The following is a 20,637-nucleotide window of genomic DNA, read 5'->3' as shown; positions in this document are numbered from 1 at the left end:
GCCGCCGCCCGCCATCGAGCAGAGTTTTACACCTAATTGGGGATAAAACAGTTTATGGCACTGCTCATTTTTACGCATCGCTGCTGCCTCATGTGCTTTGGATGCATAACTGTTTTTCCGCATATCCAGATTTGTCACCATGGTATCGTACGGATTCGTTACCGTAGCAGAATGACCCCAGGTGTGCTCTGCATATAAAAGAGAATTATCGCCATATGCCTGAATCAGTTCTTCGTTATGTACCCCTGTTTTTTCTTCCAGTCGGTCGCAGATATGGTTCAGTCGTACGGCCTCTTTGTAATGTTTCACCGCATATGGTGTACTTCCAACGCCATTGCCCCACCAGTCATTGATGGCACCTCGATACACCGGTGCATCCTGCACTTTATCCCGGATCTTGTCATACAATTCCTGAAGCGTCACCATATGCCTGGTGACTTCTTCGCCATATTTTTCATTAAACAGCGCAACCGTATCTGCAATGGCCGGGTTGATCGGCGCATTATCCGAAAAAACGCCGGAAACACTGGTGATATAGAAATCGTACGGATAACCGTTTTCTTCATATTCCTTTATGCTCGCAGCCAGATTCGTGTGCAGATTTTCCAGAAGTCCTGTCACATCACCATTCTTTTTGCCGAAGTAGTTTTCCGTCATAAAATTAACATTTTTGTTCAGAACAATGCCGAGGGCATTTCCCAGGTTATAATGCTCACCATTCCATACCAGCAGACGCTGTCCGTTCTCATTTTCCCAGAAATACGGTTTCTGGTTCTGATACAGCGGATACATGCCGTGATGGGTATGGATATTGGTATACAAAAATTCTACTCCGTTTTCGATCAGGGCATCGCGCTGTCCCATGGAGATACCATTAATATCTGCAATCATGGCTGTTTTGATCTGGATTCCTTTTTCGCCGCAGATTTCCTGCATCGTATGGATTTTTTCTTTCAGATATTTGCAGTCGGCAAGATCATTAAAGTTCAGATAATTGGCAGACAGACCGATGTTCCCTTTTTTTACAAGATCGAAAAACTTTTCTTTTTCTTCCTCCGTTGCCATTTTGAAAAACTGCTCCACGCAGTACCATGTCTCACAGTTCCATTTCAGATCTTTCTGGGTTGTGTTGTTTTTGATTCCATTTTCAATCAGTTCGACCGCCCTGCGGATGTTGTTTGCCTGATTGTAGATAACCTGCTCCTGCAGATCGGTGTAACCCACGTCAGTGTGGGAATGATGTACGATGTAGACTTCTCTGATTTTGTGTGTCATTTGCTATTTTCTCCTTTTTATGCTAGAATGCTAACAATTGTTCTTGCAGTAATGCCATATCATTCATTTATCAATGATTTATTTTTAAAATTATTATATTCACAGAAGAATGTATAGGTGGAAACGACTTATGAATGAAAACGAATTACTTATTAAAAATCGCCTCCGGGAGGCAACTGTCATTCTCGAACGTGCTAATCTGATTATTTGCGATGAATCCTGGAAATGCGATTCCTCTCGTCCTCCTTTTTCCAGCTTTCAGCTGGTAATACAGGGGGAAGGCACAGTTCAGGTCGACCAGACAGTATTGCATCCTCACGCAGGTCAGTTATATCTGCTCCCAGCCTGTACGCATCAATCTTTTTTTACAAATGTTCAAAATCCCTATCGCACCTATTTTTGCCATTTTCAGATTACCTGTCAGCAAACGGACCTCTTTCAGCTGGTTCAGTTTCCTCTTTGTGTTGATGCTAAAGACCCGCAAAAAGCACAGCGAATTTTTCAGGACATTATTCAATCCTGTAAGCAGACGGATATTTCTTCCGCTTTGAAGGCCAAACAGGCTGTCTTTCATCTGCTCTGCTATTATTTTGAATGCTGCCCGCCTGGAAGTGTCTCTTTCATTCCACAATCCTTTGATTCTCCACTTTCCAGTGCAATTGCCTATGTTGAAACACATCTGCATGAGCAGATTACCGTACAACAGATGGCAGAAGTGGCCGGCTACCATTCCAGTTACTTTACAAAACTATTTCAGACCCACATGGGAATTTCTCCTGGACAGTTTATTCTGCAGAAAAAAGTGGAAACTGCAACGCTGCTTTTAACTTCTACAGATCTGCCCATTTCCAAGATTGCAGATACACTCGGTTTTGATAACCAGTTTTATTTTTCAAATTTTTTCAAAAAGCAAACCGGCATGGCGCCATCTTCCTACCGCCGTTTATATCTGTGCTCTTGTTTGGATTCTTAAAATATTCTTCTGTTCTCCTGTGCAAAAAGAGTTTAGCACAGGAGAATCTCCAATAACATACATTATTCTTCCTGAAATATATAAAATTCTACGTTCTTTTTTCCATGCAGCTACCATAAGTTTTTATCACTTTTCCCTTATCGCACTGATGCTACCAGCATTTTAATCGTCTCGCCTTTTTTCGGTACAATCCGATACGTTCCGACCGCTGCCGGAACAATGGCGGTTTCTGCGTAATGTACCGTAAACGGTGCAAAGCTTCCATCCACGCTCTCAATCGTAGCACTGCGTCCATCCACCAGGTTCATGACGTGAACGGTGTCATCCATGGAAACGGTGTACACTTCCGAAAGTGTGTAGCGCATCGTATCGATAAATTCGCGGCTGTGCAGTCCGGTGCGCTCCACTTCACAGTTTTCTGTTTTTTCCAGTGTTTTCTGCTGGCCGACGATATTGTCGTACACCCATTTGGTATCGCGGTTCCACTGGATATTTTTCATACCGTGGTCGAGGTGGATCGGACGCGGCAGTCCATCCATGCCAAGGCGGCCCCAGTCCCAGAGTTTGAAGGTAAAGATATACGGTGTCGCACTGATCTCCAGCACCATCGTGTTTTTTCCTGAGCAGTGCACCGTTCCTGCCGGGATCAGCACATGATCGTGTTTTTTGGCCGGGATTTTGTTGACATATTTTTCCGCAGGGAAAAGTTCTTCTCCTTTTTCTGCTGCACGGAGTTCCCGCTCCATCTCTTTTTTATCCACGCCTTCTTTGAGGCCGAGGTATACATACGTTTCCTCGTCTTCATCGGCATCCAGAAGATAGTAGCTCTCATCCTGCGTATATGGCATGCCGAATTTTTCATAGATATATTCGGTCAGCGGATGTACCTGCAGGGAAAGGTTCTGGCCGCCCATCGTATCCAGCAGGTCAAAACGGATCGGGAATTCTGCGCCGAACCGGCCGTGGACTCTTTCACCCAGCAGTTCATGCGGCGCATAGAAGACAAGATCCTGTGCCGGTACTTTTAAGACTTTTCCGCCGATTTCCAGATTCAGGCTGTTTTCCTCCGGAACTCCGTCAAAGCTCCACGCGAAATTTTCCTTCAATGCATCCAGACCAAAGTTTTCCTTCATCCACTGACCGCCCCATACGCCAGGGTCGAAATACGGCTCCATACGAAATGGCTGTCTGGCAAGCTGCTGCAGTGCGCCTCGGAAGGCATTTCCCGTTGTAAGAACCGGTGCATTTTCTTTCTCCGTATCCAGAAGATACGTGAATTTTTCATACCGCTCTTTTTTATAGCGATCCGCCAGACGCCATTCAATGAAAAATCCCCGTTTATATTTCGTCAGGATCGGATCATTATAATTGGTACTGTGCCAGTTTGGCATGCCGCTCCGGTAGCGGAGCTGAACTTCCCAGCGGGTCAGATCACAGTAAACAAGAACATCTGCTTCGGCCAGAAGCTCTGTCGCTGTACCAACGATCACGATCAGACCACCGTTTGTATCTTTTTCTTCCGCACATTCTGTCTCAATTGCTTTTTTCATGGTTTCCAGCTTTTCGCTCTCAAACCAGGTGTCTATGGTTTTATGACACATAATGCCGAAAACACGGTCATCGGTGATGTAATCGTTAAATTCTCTTAACAGCGTTTCTTCGTCTTTGGCACAGTCTTCGATATCAAAAATCCGGTCCGGCTGCAGCGCATTGGTCAGTTCCATTATTTCTTCTTTTCGTACACCCGGGTACAGATCAAAGGAAAGAATACAGGTTTTCTTTTCTTTCTTTTCTTTCTTTTCTTTCTTTTCTTTCTGTTTTTCCTGAACCGCCAGTTTTAATTCTTCGATGATCTCCTTTTTTTCATCCCAGATTTCATTTTCGTATCCTGTGATCTTCATTTGCGGATGTAATTCGTAGTTTCCATATTTCTTTTTTAAATTCATTTGGATTCTTTTCCTTTTCTTAATTTTTCTTCCATCCATTGGGTTGTTTCCTGCGCCGATCAGACCTATCATCTTTGTTTCAACGCTTTCGCATCTGGCGGATTTCGCACTTCTGTCCGGTTTCGTTTTTTTACATGTCATATGTTTACAGTTCCACCGTGTACTTATAACGATTTCCCGGATAATAGCAGATCGAATATTCAAAAACCTCGCCGCCCTTCCGAAATGTCTGCCGTGTCCGGATAAAAATAGGCATCTGCGCATCAATTTTCAGTGCTTTCTGCACCTCTTCCGATGGAAGTGCCGCCTCAAGCGTATCCCGGCCGGATTCAATATAGATTCCATGCTCCTCCCACAGATACTGATACAGCGATTCCATGTATGGCTCCGGCTCTGTTGGCAGTTCGCAGATTTTTTTCAGATACGTAATGGTATAGACCATGGGTTTTCCCACAGCATTCCTCACACGTTTCAGGCAATAACATGGCTCCGTCAATGGAATCTGCAGACTTCTTGCTACCGTTTCCCCGGGACTGATCAGTTCCATCTTGCAGTATGTTGTCTGCATTTCGATATGATGCTTTTTCATTTCTTCCGTGAAGCTGATGACACCTTCCATCTGCTCTTCGACTTTCTCGTAGACAACATCTGTTCCGATGCCGCGCCGTGCACGGGCGTAACCGCTCTGTACCAGATTCGTCATCGCCTGGCGTACTGTCACACGCGAAAGCTCGTACTTTTCCATCAGCTCTTTTTCTGTTGGCAGAAAATCTCCTTTTTTGTACGTGCCGCATTCGATCTGCTGTTTCAGAATCTGTTCCAGCTGCGCATACAGCGGCGGTGCTCCCGGATTTCTATCCATTTTTGCAGTTTCTCCTTCTTCTTTTCTCTCCATAGCATTGTATTTTTGTTTCTGAAAATATTTTTGCTCTATTGTGTTTTTTCAGGAAACTGTGACAACAGGCCTTCCATGGCACGGCCGGATGTTTCCGTTTCTATCTGAATCCGAATCTTTCTTTTCTCGCACTCTCTTTCCAGTTCTTTTCCAAACCAGGAAAAACTTTTTGCAATCTGTCCGCCCAGAAGCAGCAGATCCGGCTGATATTCCTCCAGCACAGGAAGAAGGCCAGCCGCCACATCTGCTCCAAATCTTCTCCAGACTTCTTCTGCCTCCATGTTTCCCGCTTTTACCAGACCATACAATTCTTTTCCACTCCACACTTTTCCTGTCACAGCCAGGCTAATCTGCTCCAGCCCGCGCACAGAAAGATAATCGTCCAAAATGGAATCTCCAAACGGCTGTTGATAAATCCATCCATTTTCCGGCACACCTTTTCCCGTTTTCACTGTTTTGCCGTTTTCTACAAAAGCAGATCCGGCGCCGGTTCCGATGCAGACGCACAGAATTTTATCTACATCACGACAGTTTCCGTACCAGCTTTCTCCCAGTGCAAATGCTTCAATGTCATGTAAAAACAAAAATCGTGCTGATCCAAGTTCCGGCACGCGCGCCTTGATTTCTCTTTCCAGTGGAATCCCGTAAATGGCATCGTACTTATTCAGTCCCTGCATCCGGCTGATTCCATTTTCATAATCAAACGGACCCGGAATCGCCATCCCGACTCCGACAACACTTCCGTCTGCTTCTATCATCAGTTCCCGGCAGATCTTTGCAAAATTGTCCAGAATCTTCTCTGTGCTCTTCTGCGCCTGTGCTGGAAATTTCCGGATTTTCGTTCTTACTCCATTTCTGTCCGACACACTTCCTTTGATTTCCGTTCCGCCAACATCCAGAAGGATATACTTTTTCTGCTCCATCCCGCTTCCGTCCCTTTTCATCTTTTCCCCTGTATTTTTTCTGTTTATATGCCACTAGAATCTCATTTCTTTGTATTGGTTCTCCTGCCACCTTGTTATAATGTTATAACCTATTCATTTTTCTGTTGCAAGCGCCTGTCTGCAATTTTGTCTGCTTTTGCAAAACTTTGTGAAAACGCGATAATACGTTTTATGCACTTGGCGCAGAACGCAAAAAATCCCCTGTTTCCGGGGTTTTTTATACACTCCGGACAGAGGATTTTTCTTATTTTCTACTTATTTCAATACATTTTCCAATTTAACAAAAAGGTTATTCATCTCCTGCACCACACTCTGCAGACTCTTTTCCCCGACATAGTTTCCAATCGCAAACAATGCCTTATACAAAAAATTAACCGCCCCCTGCAATTCTTCGTTTTGCTCTTTTGTTTCTTTCCGAAGCTGCTGCAGTTTTTCTGCCATCGGAAACAATTCCGCAAGAATCTGCTCTTTTCGTGCCCGGTCCGACGGTTCATCTGTCTCCATTTCTTCGAGATCATAGTTATCTGTTCTGCCGCATTTTCCCTTGCACACTGCGCAATCCGGATTCAGACGGTTCTTTTCTGCCTCCACGCGTACAATCCAGGATTTCCCCTCTTCTTCCCTCAGCTCTTTTTCCGGATTTGCCGCACAAATTCCGCCAAGCAGAATCTCATGCGTGGCTTTGTCCGGGCGGTGACCATTGCTGTCACCGCTGGAAAACTCCTGCGATTCACCTTTTGCTGCTTCTCCTCTTCCATCTACCGACCGGGCCAGACCGATCAGCGCACCAAGAAGCTCCTCTTGTATCTTCGTCATACTCATTTTTCTAATACCTCTTACCGAGCTTTTCATTTTTTCGTCTTACATATTCCACAAAGCAGAATGTACCAATTGTAAAAATACTTTTAAGGGCACACGCTAATTACTATATCTGATTTTCTACAAAATTTCCCCCTCCGTAGAAATCACCACGGTTTTCACCGGAATCTTCTTTCCACTCTCTTTCAGCGCCATCTTCACGGCACGCTCCATTCCTGCGCAGCACGGAACCTCCATGCGTGCAACCGTGATACTCTTAATATCATTCCGCATGAAAATCCGCGCAAGTTTCTCGGAATAATCGACATCGTCAAGTTTTGTACAGCCTACGAGAACGACATGATCCCGAATGAAATCCTGGTGGAAGTTTCCATACGCATACGCTGTACAATCCGCCGCAACGAGAAGGTCTGCTCCTGCAAACATCGAAGCCCGCTCCTGCACCAGCTTGATCTGCACCGGCCACTGGCGGAGCCGGGACGGAACTGCTGCAGAATTTTCCTGCGCATCTGCACGGTTAATCGCCCAGCTGTTTTCACCTGCTTTTCCTGCTCCAGTATTCTCCTGCCCGGCCGCCTCTTTTGCCTTCCGCTGGTTCTCTTTTACCGCCTCCTCATCGTACGGCAGCGCCTCCCGCTCCACAAACGAAATCGCATCTGCCGGACAAACCGGCAGGCAGTCGCCGAATCCGTCGCAGTAGTCATCCCGGATCAGCTTTGCCTTCCCGTCAACCATCGCAATCGCACTTTCATGACAGGCATGCGCACAAAGCCCGCATCCTGTACATCTGTCTTCCTCTATCTGAACAATTTTTCGAATCATCACTGAATCTCCTTTTTTCTCTTTGTTTCTCAATACCTGTTTGTTTCTCAACCATGATATCATACTTTATCCCTGTTTTGACAGTTGTTTTTTTTAGTAGTTTTTTCCTACAATACCAACTCTTCGTCCAAAGCCAGCGAATAAATAATCTTCTCTTTCACCTTTTTTCCTGTCGTCCGCTCCAGTGCCTGCTGGTAGTAGGCGAGCTGTTTTTCATACCGCTTTTTCAGCTCCCCGACTTCTTTCACACGGTCCGTTTTGTAGTCCACAAGAACAATCTCATCCCCCTCCGGGAACCATGCGTCAATGATTCCCTGCACGAGAATGGTTTCGTCTTCCGGATAGGACGGATCTGCCTCACTTGCCGGAACGGACATCACAAACGGCTGCTCCCGTTTCAGGGTTTCATTCAAAAAGGCATTCCGCATCCGCATTCCAACCGGACTTTTTGCGAAAGCGAGGATCGATTTGAAATAAATGCATTCCGCTGCTTCTTTCGTCATCTTTCCTTCTGCAATCAATTCCTCCGTCTGTGCCATCAGCTCTGTGATGCTGTACGCTCTGCGGTAATCGAGACATTCCAGCAGGCGGTGGTACGCCGTTCCGCGGTCAGAGCCCGTCAGAGCCGCAACATGATCCTTTTTCAGAAAGCCCGGCACAATTGGTACGAGTTCTTCCTGCGCAAACAGCTCTTTTCCGATTTCGGATTCCTCCATCCCGGCCTTCTTCAGCTGTGAAACGGTAACCTTTACCGGAATCTGTTTTTCCTTCTCATACGGATACTGGTAGGCAAACCGCTCCTCCACAAGTTCCTTCAGCGCTGCTTCTCTCGGCGGCTGCTTCGGAATTTCCATGATTTTCTGCTCATTCACCGCGCGCTCCATCTGATGCAGCACCTCTCCCTCAACAAGTCCTGCCGGTGATACAAGGCGGATCGTTACCGGAATTTTCTCTGCATACAGCGGATTGTCCACATTCCCTGCCAGACCGAATTGTTCATACAGCCCGTCGAAACACCGGTTTCTCGAAAATGCCGGCAAAATCCAGTCGAGATACCCGGATGCACTGCTCAATGTCTGATACGACAGCAGCTCCTCCTGCCGCCCCGCATGCGCCGCGCACTGCTTCACGCGGCTCTCCAGCTTCGACGCCATGCCCGTCATAATCAGCTTCTCCTTCGGTCGCGTCATGGCAACGTAAAGCACCCGCAGCTCCTCCGCCAGATTTTCCAGCTTCATGCTCTGCCGGATGATCTGCCGCGGCAGTGTCGCCTGACGGACGCGGTGCTCCGGATCGATCGCATCCGCGCCGATGCCCATCCGGGAATGGAGTACAAGCGCCGCACGGCTGTCCATCTGGTTAAACGATTTGCCCATGCCCGAGAGGAACACAACCGGGAATTCCAGTCCTTTACTCTTGTGAATACTCATGATACGCACCGTGTCTGCGCTCTCCCCGTAAATATTCACCTCGCCGAAATCGACTTCATACTTCTGAAGCTGCTCGATATAACGGATAAAGTTGAACAGTCCACGGTAACTCGTCGCCTCAAATTCCACCGCCTTTTCCACCAGCATCTCCAGATTTGCCCGCCGCTGTACGCCGCCCGGCATCGCGGATGCATAGCCGCCGTAGCCCGTCTCCTCGAGAATCTGTGTGATCAGCTCATGGATCGGCGTATACGGCACGCGGCTTCGCAGCATTTCCAGCTGCTCCAGAAAACTTCCAAGCTTCTTCCGAAGCGCCTCATCTTCCCCTTCTGCCGCATATTTTCCACACGCCTCATAAATTTTTACGTCTTTATCCACACAACGCACCGCAGCAAGCTCTGCATCAGTGCATCCGCAGATCGGCGAGCGTAAGATTGCCGTAAATGGAATCTCCTGGCATGGATTGTCACACAGATGCAGGTAATTCAGCACCGTCACGATTTCCTGCGTGGAAAAGTATCCCGTTTTTGATGTGCTGTACGCCGGAATTCCCGCCGCCTGCAGTACGCGCGAAAACGTCTCCGCCCATCCGCTGACCGCACGAAGCAGAATTACGATATCGCGGTACTGAATTTTCCGGTATTCCCCGGTCTCTTTGCCCACGACTTCCTCATTTCCGACCATCTCGCGGATGCGCGCGGCAACGGCAGCCGCCTCCGTTTCCATCTTTGTCTCACGCGACTTATCATCTTCCAGCTCGGGCGCCTTGTCATCCAGCAGAAGAAGTTCTGTTTCATATGCCGCATGCCACGTTTCCGTCTTTTCCTCTTCCATTTCCGGCAATGCAGGAAACGCTGCTCCCGCATGGAGGCTCGCCGCCTCATCGTACGCGATGCCGCCGAGTTCCGGACTCATCAGCTTGCGGAATACATAATTCGCCGTCGCAAGCACCTCCGGCCGGCTTCGGAAGTTTTTGTCGAGATCGATTCTCTGCTGGCTTTCCCCGTCCTTCGCATACGTATGATATTTTTCCAGAAACAGCTCCGGCCGCGCCAGGCGGAATCCGTAGATGCTCTGCTTGATATCGCCAACCATAAACCGGTTCCATCTGCCTTCCTCCTCGCCGGACACTGCATAGAGCAGTGCCTCCTGGATAAAGTTGCTGTCCTGATACTCATCGATCATAATTTCGCGGAACTGTTCCGAAAGCTCCCGCGCCGCATCGGTCCGCACCAGGCAGCCGTCTTTTTGCTGCACGAGAATTTCAAGCGCAAAGTGTTCCAGATCGGCATAATCGAGAATATTTTTGCTCCGTTTTTTCTCCGCAAACGCTTTTGCAAACTGCTCCGTCAGATCAATCAGCACCCCGATGGGCTCCCGGCAGTCGGCAATCTCCTCCGCAATCGCAGCGCTGTCCTTCTCAAAGAACTGCTCTTTTAACTTCTGCAGCTCCTTTTTGCATGCATCGCGCTCCGCCTTTACCTGATCTTTCAGCGTTTCACTCACATCGTCTGCCTTTTTCCGCGAAAGTGCTTTAAACTTCATTCCGGCCATCGCGCGCACCAGTTCATCAAACGATTCTGTTTCCAGCAGTTTTTCCACCATCTGCTGGTCAGAAGCCAGCGCCTCATCATATAAATACGGTCCTCCAGAGCTTACTGCTGTTTTCCGGTTTTCCTGAATCCCTTCCAGAATACTCGAGAGCCGCTTTTTCGCCTCGCTCATCAGCTCCTGTACCCAGATACTCTCCTGCACTACTTCCGGTGAATCCATCTGGTACGCCGCCCGGCACTCTTCGAGCCACTGCTCCGGCCACGGATAACTCATGGAAAATTCATACAGCTTCAGCACGAGCGCGTCGAGTCCGTCATCCTGTTTTCCCGCCGCGTAGCTCTCCACAAACCGTGTAAATGCGGGATCCTTTTCCGTAAAGCGTTCTTCCATGACCTTCTGGATCACATCGCTTTTCATCAGACGGATCTCCCCTTCATCCGCCATGCGGTACACCGGATCGAGATCGATCATCTGAAAGTAATTTTTGATCACGTACGAACAGAATCCGTGAATCGTGCTGATCTGCGCATGGTGAAGCAGGGTCTGCTGCCGCTGTAAATGCTCATTTTCCGGGTTTTCCGCAAGGCTCTGCTGCAGAGCGCGGCCGATTCTCTCTTTCATTTCTCCTGCCGCCGCACGCGTAAAGGTTACGACAAGAAGCTGGTCAATGTCGATTGGATGCACAGGGTCTTTCACCATTGCAAGGATCCGCTCTACCAGAACCGCCGTCTTTCCGGAACCCGCCGCCGCGCTGACCAGAAGATTCCGGTCTCTCGCATCAATGACTTTCTGCTGTTCCGCTGTCCATTTTACTGCCATGTTCTTTCCCTCTTCTTTCTGGCTGATTTTCTTTCCCTCACTTGGAAAAAATGCACCATATTTCACTTTTTCAAAAGCAGTCACTCTTTTTGATCTCTTTGTGCTGTCTCCTGCATTGCCTTCATCAGCAGTTCTGTATCCATGCCCTTTAATTTACGGTATTCATATCCCTGAATTTTCTGATCGAATCCGCAGATTCCCTGATATTCGCAATATGCGCATGCCGTTGCTCCATCCCGCTGAAATGGCGAAATTTTTACATTTCCCGAGAAAATGCCCTCGCCGATCTCACGTACCTTCTTTCTGGTGTATGTCCGAATCACATCAAACTGCTCCGACGATGCCACTTTCGAATAACTCGTATAGCTACCATCCTTCTTCTTTCCAACCGGAATCACATCCGACGTCGTTCCGTCCTCGAGTACACGGTCGAGAAGCTCCACCACCTTCCGATCTGCATTTACAAGGCCATCCATCCGCAGCGCTTTCAGCATCCGTCTGCCCCACGCCTCATCGGTCTCATCTTCTTCCTGATCGAGGATCGGATCATCAATATGATAATAAAATACCCCCGCAGGCTCCACCAGCTTACCCGGATGCTTTTTCTGCTCCAGCTCCACCGCCGCATCCAGATAAACTGCCAGCTGCAGCTGTAACCCATAATAGAGCGCCACCAGGTCAAGCGATGTATTTCCCGTCTTGTAATCGATAATTTTCACATAGACCTTATCGTCCGTCTCACAGAGATCCACGCGGTCAATCCGTCCGCGCAGGCGCATCTTCTCATGCTCCGACAGATCAATGTTGATCGCCGACAGTGAATCCTCCATGGAAAAGGAAACCTCAAACTCTCCCGGCTCAAATTCTCCCTGCCGAATCTGCTGCTGCAGCGCCCACACCGTCCGTTTCAGAATCCGCTTTACGCGGATGATGCGATACTGATTCCGGCTTGAGCTCTGGAAAATCGTGTTTCCGTAATCTGCCATCGTCTCCTCGACGCACTCCTCGATCAGGCGGTCACGGGTATCATCCCCGACAGTCTTCCATGTCTCGCCATTTTCCTGCAGTTTTTTTGAAAACTTTTCGAGCGCTTCATGCATGACCGTTCCCATATCTGCCGCTTTCAGTTCATACTGATCCCGATCGCGGATCTGGAGTCCGAACTCCATAAAGTGGGCAAACGCACATGCCGCATACTTTTCCAGCCGTGTCGCACTGTTTTTCAGGGTATCCCCGTACAGCGCCGATGCCGCACTCCTTCCGATCACACCGTCCGCACAGCGCAGAAAGGCAGCCTTCCGATACGTCTCCGCCGGAATCCCCGCCTCCGGATGTGCCGCATACCAGCGGTAAAGCTCTTCAAACAGCGGATTCATCTCGCCCTCTGCCGCCTTTCCAAGCTCCTCCAGAAACAGTGCCTCCCCGGAACGCGGCATCTCCAGTTTTTCCTCCGGATTTTCTTCTTTTTCGATATCCCGCACCAGAATTTCCGGGAAGAGTTTCCGGATTTCATTGATCAGATACGACGGATTCTGCGCCTCGCCGGACGCGCCCGCTTTCGCAAAGGAAAGGTACAGCCGCTCCGACGGCTTCGTCAGATTTCGGTAGAGATGGAATTTCTGCTGATACATCGTCTCCCGCGCCGTCGGGGAGAGTTTTGCATCCGCGCGCTCCAGCTCCTCGCGGTCATACTCCGAGAGAATACCGCCTCCCGCGTCGTGACGCGGAATCAGCCCGTCGTTCACACCGACGAAAAACAACACACGGATATCCTTCAGACGTGATCTCTCATTGTCACCGATCAGTACCTGGTCCGCGGTCGGCGGAATAATGCCAACAGAAGCCTCTGCAAAGCCAGCCTCCAGAATCTCCTGATACTCTGCCAACGTCATTTTTTCATCGCCAAGCACCTCGACAATCTTGTCTAGCAGTTCCATAACGATGCCATAAATCTGGCTGTATTCTTTTGCAAATGCCTCCTGACCCTGCTGTTCAAACTGACACCGTCGCTCTTCGAGCTTTTCCTGTACCTGATTCTGAACGACAAGCGCATACAATGCCTCCGTCCGTTCCCGCACCGTGGCATCTTTTTTCTTCATCTGTTCCGCAAACGGCTGAACCTCCTCATAGAATTTTTCCCGAAGAAGATTGCGCTGCGGCACTTCATCCGGTTTGATGCTGCGATACCCCCTCGTCCACGTTTCCGCATACGCTTTTAGTCCGCGGATTCCAAGCGCGAGTACATAATTTTCCATCGCATCTGTCTCCGCACGGTTCAGACTCGAGAGACCGCAACGCAGATAACGGAAGACGCTCTCGTAGGAAAAGCTCTGTACCACCATCTCGATCGCCGCGCGCAGAAATTCCACGAACGGATTCATCAGCACAGAATGCTTTTCGTCCACAAAGTACGGAATGCCGCATTTTTCAAAAATTTCCCGCGCATATGTGCCATAAATAGAAAGATCTCCGGTCAGAACGGCAAAATCCTGGTACCGCATCTTCTCCTCACGCACCATGCGCCGGATCAGGCGCACCGTTTCCTCGAGCTCCGCACGTGGAGATGGCGCTACACTAATGTAAATACCCTGCTGTTTCAGATTTTGTCCGGACTCCAAATGCTCCTTTTTCGTTTTCTGTGCATTTTCCAGCGTGCTTGGCCCAATTTCTTTTTTGTTCTTTCCATTTGTTCCTGCCCCTGCTTTTGACTCTGCTCTTTTTCCTGCCTCTGTTCCGACAATCCTTCTTATTCCATATCGAAACAGGTTCTGTTCCAACTGATCCATCATGCTTCCCGACTGAAAACGGCCATATCCCGAGCGTCTGACCCAGATTTCCGGCTCCACTGGGCACCCTGCTTCGTCTGCCGCTTTCATAAGCTGTTGAATCAGCTGGCGGCTCATCGCAAAGAGCTGGTGCGGGATCGCCTTTTTATACGGATCCTCCCGCTCATCCATAATAATCGTCACATAGACCTTTTCACAAAGCCGGAACAGTTTTCCAAGCACACCGATCTGTACTGGCGTAAATCCGGTAAATCCGTCCACCAGTACCTCACTGTTTCGAATGAGTGATGATTCTTCCAGCTTTCCCGCCAGAACTTCCAGCACATCCTCCGCCGTCACGTAGCGATTTTCCAGATATTCTTCAAATGCACGGTAGATTACCCCGGTGTCCTTCAGCTTTGCTGCCAGCAGCTTTTTCTCTCCCGTCTCCTCCGCCCACGTATCAAGCTCGGACGGCGCAATCTGATACTGCTTCAGCTCGGAAATCAACGATTTCATCTGCGAAACTGCGCCGGTTCTCTTTAACGTACTTCCAAGAATCGTCAGCTCCTTTTTCTTCTCCTGTGCAACGCGTTTTACCACAAGACTCTTTCCCGTTTCTTCGAGCACCGGGTACAGACTGCCTCCGGTCTCCTCAAAAATACGGTAAGCCAGACGCTGGAAGCTCAAGATATCAACATTTAAAATACCGCCCGCCGGATGCAGTGACACAAGCTCTTTCTGCGTCTGCATTGTAAACTGCTCCGGCACAATGATCAGATAAGTTTTCTCCGGGTGGCGCATCGCTTCCGCCAGAATTTTCTGATACGCATATCTCGACTTTCCAGCTCCCGAATTTCCCATAATAAACTGCAGACTCATGTTTCGCTCCTCCTGTTCTGATCCACTTCTGCCAAGAAAATAAACATAGCTACAGTATAGCAGACTCCTTTTTTTGATGCAATCAACCTTCAGGCAAACAGTAACCATTTTCTTCCGACAATACTGCCGTATATTTCCAACATAAACGGCCGCTCTTAACAGCTGAAAATATTCAGCATTAAGAGCGACCGTACATTTTAAGATCAATGACAGCGTCATATATTTTTATTATGTTATACTTTTCAAACGTTCCATCAAGGTTTCCATGCGGCACAAAAAAATCGTTGCCGCAAGTAAATCCGCAGCTCCTCCCGGACTCATATTTTTCCGGATACAAATCTGATTCAGTTCTCGCACTTTTTGCAAACCCTCCGCGCAAAAAGCACCACCTGTCTTAAGAATTGCCCTTGCTTCTGTTTGCAGCCATCGCATTTCTTTCTCACTGGTTCTGCTGATGACATTTGTGTCCGTAAGCTCTCCTATAATCTCAAGAAGAATCTGTACATTGATCTGATTTTGATCCCTGTTATTTGCTATATACTGTTTCATATGAGGAACCGTAAGTTCACACAGAATCGGATATCCGCTCATCGCCAGTCCCCGGACTCCTTTCTCGCCCAGATGACAGTAAATTTTTTCTCCATGTGTGATCCCCGAGCTTTGTTTTAGTTTCCTCAGATCTTGTTCTAGCTCTTTTTTTGTCATTTCCATACTGATTCGGCAAACATTCTCCGACTCGATTTTTCCGTAATTTCTCAGGGAAATTCCGGCTGCAGCTGCAAGAATGCCAATCGTAAAAATGATTCCTTTGTGCGTATTGACTCCTCCGGTTGCAGCAAACATTTTTTCTTCCGTCTTTTTTCCTCTTTCTCTGAGAAGGGGAAACAATGTCTTCGGATCTGCCTCCCAGGAATACCCGGCTTCAAACATTGCCGCCAGATCTTCGGCGATCGCCTCTGTACTCTTTTGAAATGTCTGACAGTTCATATCTGTATGCGCACCGGTATCCTCCCGGTCTACTAAGCCTGGTTTTGGTGTTGTATACACTTCCTCCATCAGTGCCTGACTGATCTCAGCAGCTACGCCTCTTTGCAGCTGTTCTTCCCATATGATACCATAGATCTTTTTTCTCAATTCTTCGATCGAATGTTTTCTGCTTCTGCCACACTGGCAGGCCGGGTTGTCGCATAACAGACATTTTCTTTCCGGAAATCCAAGATCCTTTCTGCTGATTTTCGTATTTTCTTTTTCCAATACATCAATATCATACAGTCTCCCGATCTTCGTCTCTTCCAAAGCAATCATAAGCTTTTTCACCTGGCAGCCGTCTGCTTTCACAACCAAATATCCTTCATATCCGGTTATGTTTTCTTGTACCAGCCGGACTTCCGTCGAAATTTTTTCCGTTTCCAGCTTATTCTGTATCTTTTCTAGTCCTTCATAAAAGACCTTTTCGAAAAGTTCATTTACCTTTTCCGGACCCGGAATATTGAGCATAAAGCAGATTAAGGTACCCGGATATTTTTCAAGAAGCTCTTTCTGCGTTGCCACCCTTTTTTCTCGGCTCCACAATACCTGCTCTAAGGAAACCTTATTTTCCGTTTTCATTCTTTTTCCTTTCCAGATAGCGCCAGGTACTTTCCGGAATCATCCCGCAGACGCTTTTTAATTGATTTTCCGCATATCTTTTTCTGACCTCAGATGCACTGATGATCTGGTCTCCATATGTTTTTCGGGGAATTTCATGAAAGCGGATCTGATAGCACGGCAGCTGCTCCCGTAAGCACTGGTTATAGGTATGTGTCACATCGCAGGCCGGTTCACTGCCTACATAGCGATCCGTTATATTAAGTTCCGGTGCAATACGCTCTCCAAATAACTGAATATCCAACTGGCAATTCATCTCATAGGCTTTCGCTTTTTCTTTGATAAAATATATCGGAAACACAGCCGGCGAAATCATGTATTCTGAGGTCTGGTGAAGAATCACATTTGGAATTTCCTGTATTCCTTCTTTTACCAACTGATACCGTTCTCTCGTTGTCAGAAAGCTCTGTTCTTCTGAGAGGATAAAAATGTGCAGCCATTTGTTTTTTTTTGCCGCCTCCCGGATCAGGTATTCATGTCCCCTGGTAAAGGGATTACAATTCATAACCACTGCCCCAATACCGTTTTCATGCCTGTTTTCCACTTTGCACTTCTGTTGTTCCTGTGTTTCTTTTTTTAATCGTTTCAGGAATTTTTCAAGTCCGTTTTTGTCATTTTCCAGAAGAAGAATTTTTTCTGTCTGTGTCACCGGATACATTCCCATACTACAAAACAGTTCCTTGTTCTGAGGCTTGGTAAATCCAAAAAAATGAGAAATTCCCATTCCATAAAAATATTCAATCAGAGATGTCATAAGATGTGCCAGCAGATTCTGTCCTTGATACGCTTCTGATACCGCAACACATTTTATGATATTTTTCTGGCAGGAAGCAGTTGCTATGATTTCTTTCTCTTTTCGCAATACGATGGAATGTGTAATCTGCTCATCATAAGTAAGTCCCATGTATTCCAGAAATTTTTTGAGTTCCTCTTTCTTTTTCCCGGTAAAAGGATCCCCTGTTTCTTCCATATAGTCACTCACTGCCTGCCCTCCCTTCTCTTATTTATGTACTGGCTCCGGGAGTATATTCTTTTCCTCTTTAAATCGGAATGGTTTAATCTGACGAACTACATCCATGATGGTTCCATCTCTGCTTTCAATAATTCCTACAACACGTTCGCCAAATTCTACTTTCTCCGGTTCTCCTGCAATCCGGTAAGCCAAATCCCGAAGTTCTTCTATCGTTTTCAGCGGAAGTCCACTGTTTTTTACCGCTTCCAGCAGATCTTTTCGCAGTGGGTTAACTGCAACTCCATATTCCGTGATGACTACATCTACAGATTCTCCCGGTGTTGTCACTGTTGTTACTTCCGTACAGATTGCCGGAATTCTTCCCTGTAATAAAGGAGTCAGTACAATGGTGCATTTTGCACCTGCCGCCGTATCCGGATGACCTCCCTGCGCGCCTGTTATAACGCCATCGGAACCTACTACAACATTGCAATTGAAATTTACATCAACTTCCAGTGCTGCCAGAATCACAAAGTCCAGTTTGTTGACTACTGCGCCCTTGTTAAAAGGGTCTGCATATTCACCGGCACTGATTCTGAAATGCCTGATATCTTTTACTGATTCTACCGCATCCAGATCAAAATCCTGCGTATCCAGAAGTACATCAACCTGATTGTTATCCAGAAGATCACACATCGGTTTTGTCAGACCTCCGACACCGAAACGCATACGGATTCCACGTTCCTTCATGATTTTTGCCAGCGAAATGGTGGAAGCGATAGACGCGCCTCCCACACCTGTCTGATAGGAAAATCCATCTTTAAAGTACGGGGTAGACGTTACAAATCGTGTACAGTAATCCGCCATCATCAGTTTTCTCATATCTTTCGTCGGTTTTGCTGCACCTGTTGCAATTTTCTTAGGATCTCCAATTGCATCTACCACTACTACATAGTCTACTTTTGTCATGGAAATATGCGCCGGGAAATTAGGAAACGGAACCAGACAGTCCGTAATTGCTACGACTCTGTCTGCGTAATCAGCATCTACCATCGCATAGGACAACACTCCGCAGTCCGCCTTTCCACCGATACCACGACAGTTTCCATAATCATCACACGTCGGTGCTCCGATAAATGCAATATCCAGGTGTACTTCTCCTGTTTCGATTGCCCGAACTCTGCCGCCGTGAGAGCGCATCACTGCAAGCCCTTTCAGTTTTCCCTCAGAAATCGCCTTTCCAATCTCACCGCGCACACCGGAAGACTGGATTCCCGTAATCGTTCCATCTTCCATGTACGGCACCAGTCCTGCATGCGCTTTCCCAAGAGAGCTGGCACAAATGGTAATATTTTTAATACCCATTTTATGGATTTCTTCCATCACCATATTTACAACCAGATCACCATCCCGGAAATGATGATGAAATCCAATTGTCATGCCATCCCGGATTTCGCATTTCACCAGTGCCTCATGAATTGTTTTCACCAGTTTGCTGCCATCGGAATTCACCACGCAGCGGGTTTTCGGACCATCTTTCTGATATTCATAACCATCATAATAATGCACTCCGTGAAATACTTCTTTTCCTGTTATCTTCAATATTTCCTCGGGAATTTCTCTCCCTACTGCATTTTTCATTTTACAGTTCCCCCTCGTACACACCGGAAGCCTTGGCCAGTTCGATGATTCGCTTTGCACCATCATAAAACGCAATATCAATCATCTTTCCGTCTACAGTAAACACACCGATTCCCTGTGCCTTTTTGCTGTCAATCTCACGGACTACTTTTTCCGCAAAAATAATCTCTTTTTCTTTCGGCGTAAAAATTTCATGTACAATACGAATCTGTCTTGGATTGATAATCGATTTCCCATCAAAGCCCATCAGGTGAATCGTATTGACGTCTTCCCGAAAGCCCTCTTCGTTTTCCAAATCTGTATAGACGGTATCAAAACACTGTACACCTGCTGCCCGTGCAGCGATGACAAGCTGCTGTCTTGCTCCCATCAGTTCTATTCCGGTTCCCGTGATGTGGGTATGCAGATCTTTCGTGTAATCTCCACCGGACAGTGCGATACCAAACAACCTTTTCGAAGCCTCGCAAATTTCTAACGCCTTCACCACACCTCTTGCCGATTCTATCGCTGCCATAATTAAGGTACTGTTCTCCGGTCTGCCAAACTCATTCTCTGCCTTTAAAATTTGCTGCTCCACTATCTTTACATCTTGTGCTGTCTCTGTCTTCGGAATCCGGATGCCATCACATCCACCGGCTACTGCGCAACGGATATCTTCCTTCCAGAAAGGTGTGTCCAGGCCATTGATACGTACAATCCGTTCCGCTCCATGATAATCAATCGTGCGAAGTGCATGAAACAGGGAAAATCTGGCCGCGTCCTTCTGATTTTCTGCCACTGCATCTTCCAGATCCAACATCAGAGAATCTGCTCCATAAATATAGGGATCTTTAATCAGTCCCGGCTTCTGTGCGTTTAAAAACATCATGGTACGACGTAATCGTTTTTTTGCGTCTCTCATCGGATCGCACCTCCCCATGGCAGCTGCTCCGACTGCCCGGCGGAACGGTATACCGCAGCTTCCACCCTTGCACGGATGGTGCAGTCCAGAGCTCCTTTATCTACAATCTTAATTTTTACGTTCTGAACTCCCAGATTTTCCAGAGTATCCAGAACCACATGACGGATCTGATTTCCATACTGATGAATCACTGTACTTTCCAGTACCAGATCTATGTTGCCATCCCCATCTTCTACCGTAACCATACAATCGCTGGATTCCAGTGTTCCGGCTACAGCTGCTTTTTCTATCTGCATTTTCCTCTTCTCCCTGTATTTCCCGTGGGGGCTGCCGCACTAAGAAAAATTTCTACAAATATGGGTCTTTATCTGC

The 20,637-nt window shown here is 47.4% G+C and carries 13 protein-coding genes and 1 pseudogene; 1 reads left to right on the top strand and 13 read right to left on the bottom strand.

Going from position 1 to position 20,637, the window contains the following annotated elements:
- Positions 1-1,275, bottom strand: a pseudogene (locus tag DWX26_RS15480) (hypothetical protein); the annotation flags it as partial.
- Positions 1,276-1,405: 130 nt separating this feature from the next.
- On the opposite strand from DWX26_RS15480, the gene DWX26_RS15475 reads away from it, so the two are divergent.
- A complete protein-coding gene (locus DWX26_RS15475) occupies positions 1,406-2,248 on the top strand; it encodes an AraC family transcriptional regulator (RefSeq protein ID WP_158580617.1) in 843 nt (280 codons plus the stop codon).
- Between the two features lie 137 nt (positions 2,249-2,385).
- Here DWX26_RS15475 and DWX26_RS15470 read toward each other — a convergent pair whose 3' ends face one another.
- The 12 genes from DWX26_RS15470 to citD form a co-directional block, all read right to left on the bottom strand.
- Entirely contained in the window at positions 2,386-4,194 is a 1,809-nt protein-coding gene (locus tag DWX26_RS15470) for a class I mannose-6-phosphate isomerase (protein ID WP_118601749.1), read from the bottom strand.
- Between the two features lie 145 nt (positions 4,195-4,339).
- Positions 4,340-5,056, bottom strand: coding sequence for a GntR family transcriptional regulator (locus tag DWX26_RS15465; RefSeq protein ID WP_055219308.1), 717 nt, complete (start codon positions 5,054-5,056; stop codon positions 4,340-4,342).
- A 68-nt stretch (positions 5,057-5,124) separates the two neighbouring features.
- Complete coding sequence (locus tag DWX26_RS15460) at positions 5,125-6,033, bottom strand: ROK family protein (RefSeq protein ID WP_243030715.1); 909 nt, start codon at positions 6,031-6,033, stop codon at positions 5,125-5,127.
- Between the two features lie 255 nt (positions 6,034-6,288).
- Positions 6,289-6,855 carry a hypothetical protein gene (locus DWX26_RS15455; RefSeq protein ID WP_118595882.1) on the bottom strand — a complete coding sequence of 189 codons (567 nt, stop codon included), beginning with the start codon at positions 6,853-6,855 and terminating at the stop codon, positions 6,289-6,291.
- A gap of 117 nt (positions 6,856-6,972) precedes the next feature.
- The gene (locus tag DWX26_RS15450) at positions 6,973-7,674 is read right to left on the bottom strand and encodes an ATP-binding protein (protein WP_118601745.1); all 702 of its coding nucleotides are present in this window, start codon (positions 7,672-7,674) and stop codon (positions 6,973-6,975) included.
- 107 nt (positions 7,675-7,781) lie between these two features.
- On the bottom strand, positions 7,782-11,477 hold the full coding sequence (addA, locus tag DWX26_RS15445; protein WP_118601747.1) for a helicase-exonuclease AddAB subunit AddA: 3,696 nt from the start codon (positions 11,475-11,477) through the stop codon (positions 7,782-7,784).
- Between the two features lie 80 nt (positions 11,478-11,557).
- Positions 11,558-15,124, bottom strand: coding sequence for a PD-(D/E)XK nuclease family protein (locus tag DWX26_RS15440; RefSeq protein ID WP_118601744.1), 3,567 nt, complete (start codon positions 15,122-15,124; stop codon positions 11,558-11,560).
- A 228-nt stretch (positions 15,125-15,352) separates the two neighbouring features.
- Positions 15,353-16,732 carry a citrate lyase holo-[acyl-carrier protein] synthase gene (gene citX, locus DWX26_RS15435; RefSeq protein WP_118601743.1) on the bottom strand — a complete coding sequence of 460 codons (1,380 nt, stop codon included), beginning with the start codon at positions 16,730-16,732 and terminating at the stop codon, positions 15,353-15,355.
- Complete coding sequence (gene citC / locus DWX26_RS15430) at positions 16,716-17,753, bottom strand: [citrate (pro-3S)-lyase] ligase (RefSeq protein ID WP_118601742.1); 1,038 nt, start codon at positions 17,751-17,753, stop codon at positions 16,716-16,718. The genes citX and citC overlap by 17 nt, the downstream gene beginning before the upstream one ends.
- A gap of 18 nt (positions 17,754-17,771) precedes the next feature.
- Positions 17,772-19,364, bottom strand: a complete 1,593-nt coding sequence (gene citF / locus DWX26_RS15425) for a citrate lyase subunit alpha (RefSeq protein ID WP_117804856.1) — start codon at positions 19,362-19,364, stop codon at positions 17,772-17,774.
- A gap of 1 nt (position 19,365) precedes the next feature.
- Positions 19,366-20,265, bottom strand: a complete 900-nt coding sequence (locus DWX26_RS15420; protein ID WP_117804857.1) for an aldolase/citrate lyase family protein — start codon at positions 20,263-20,265, stop codon at positions 19,366-19,368.
- Positions 20,262-20,561: a citrate lyase acyl carrier protein gene (gene citD, locus DWX26_RS15415; RefSeq protein ID WP_118595877.1), complete on the bottom strand. Its 300-nt coding sequence runs from the start codon at positions 20,559-20,561 to the stop codon at positions 20,262-20,264. Before citD ends, DWX26_RS15420 begins: the two co-directional genes overlap by 4 nt.
- Between the last annotated feature and the right edge of the window lie 76 nt (positions 20,562-20,637).

Origin of the sequence: Blautia sp. AF19-1, assembly GCF_003479155.1 — a bacterium.
In the GTDB taxonomy this organism is placed as follows: domain Bacteria; phylum Bacillota; class Clostridia; order Lachnospirales; family Lachnospiraceae; genus Fusicatenibacter; species Fusicatenibacter saccharivorans.
Note: the sequence above shows the minus strand (reverse complement) of the source record. Positions and strands in the feature narration are given on the sequence as shown.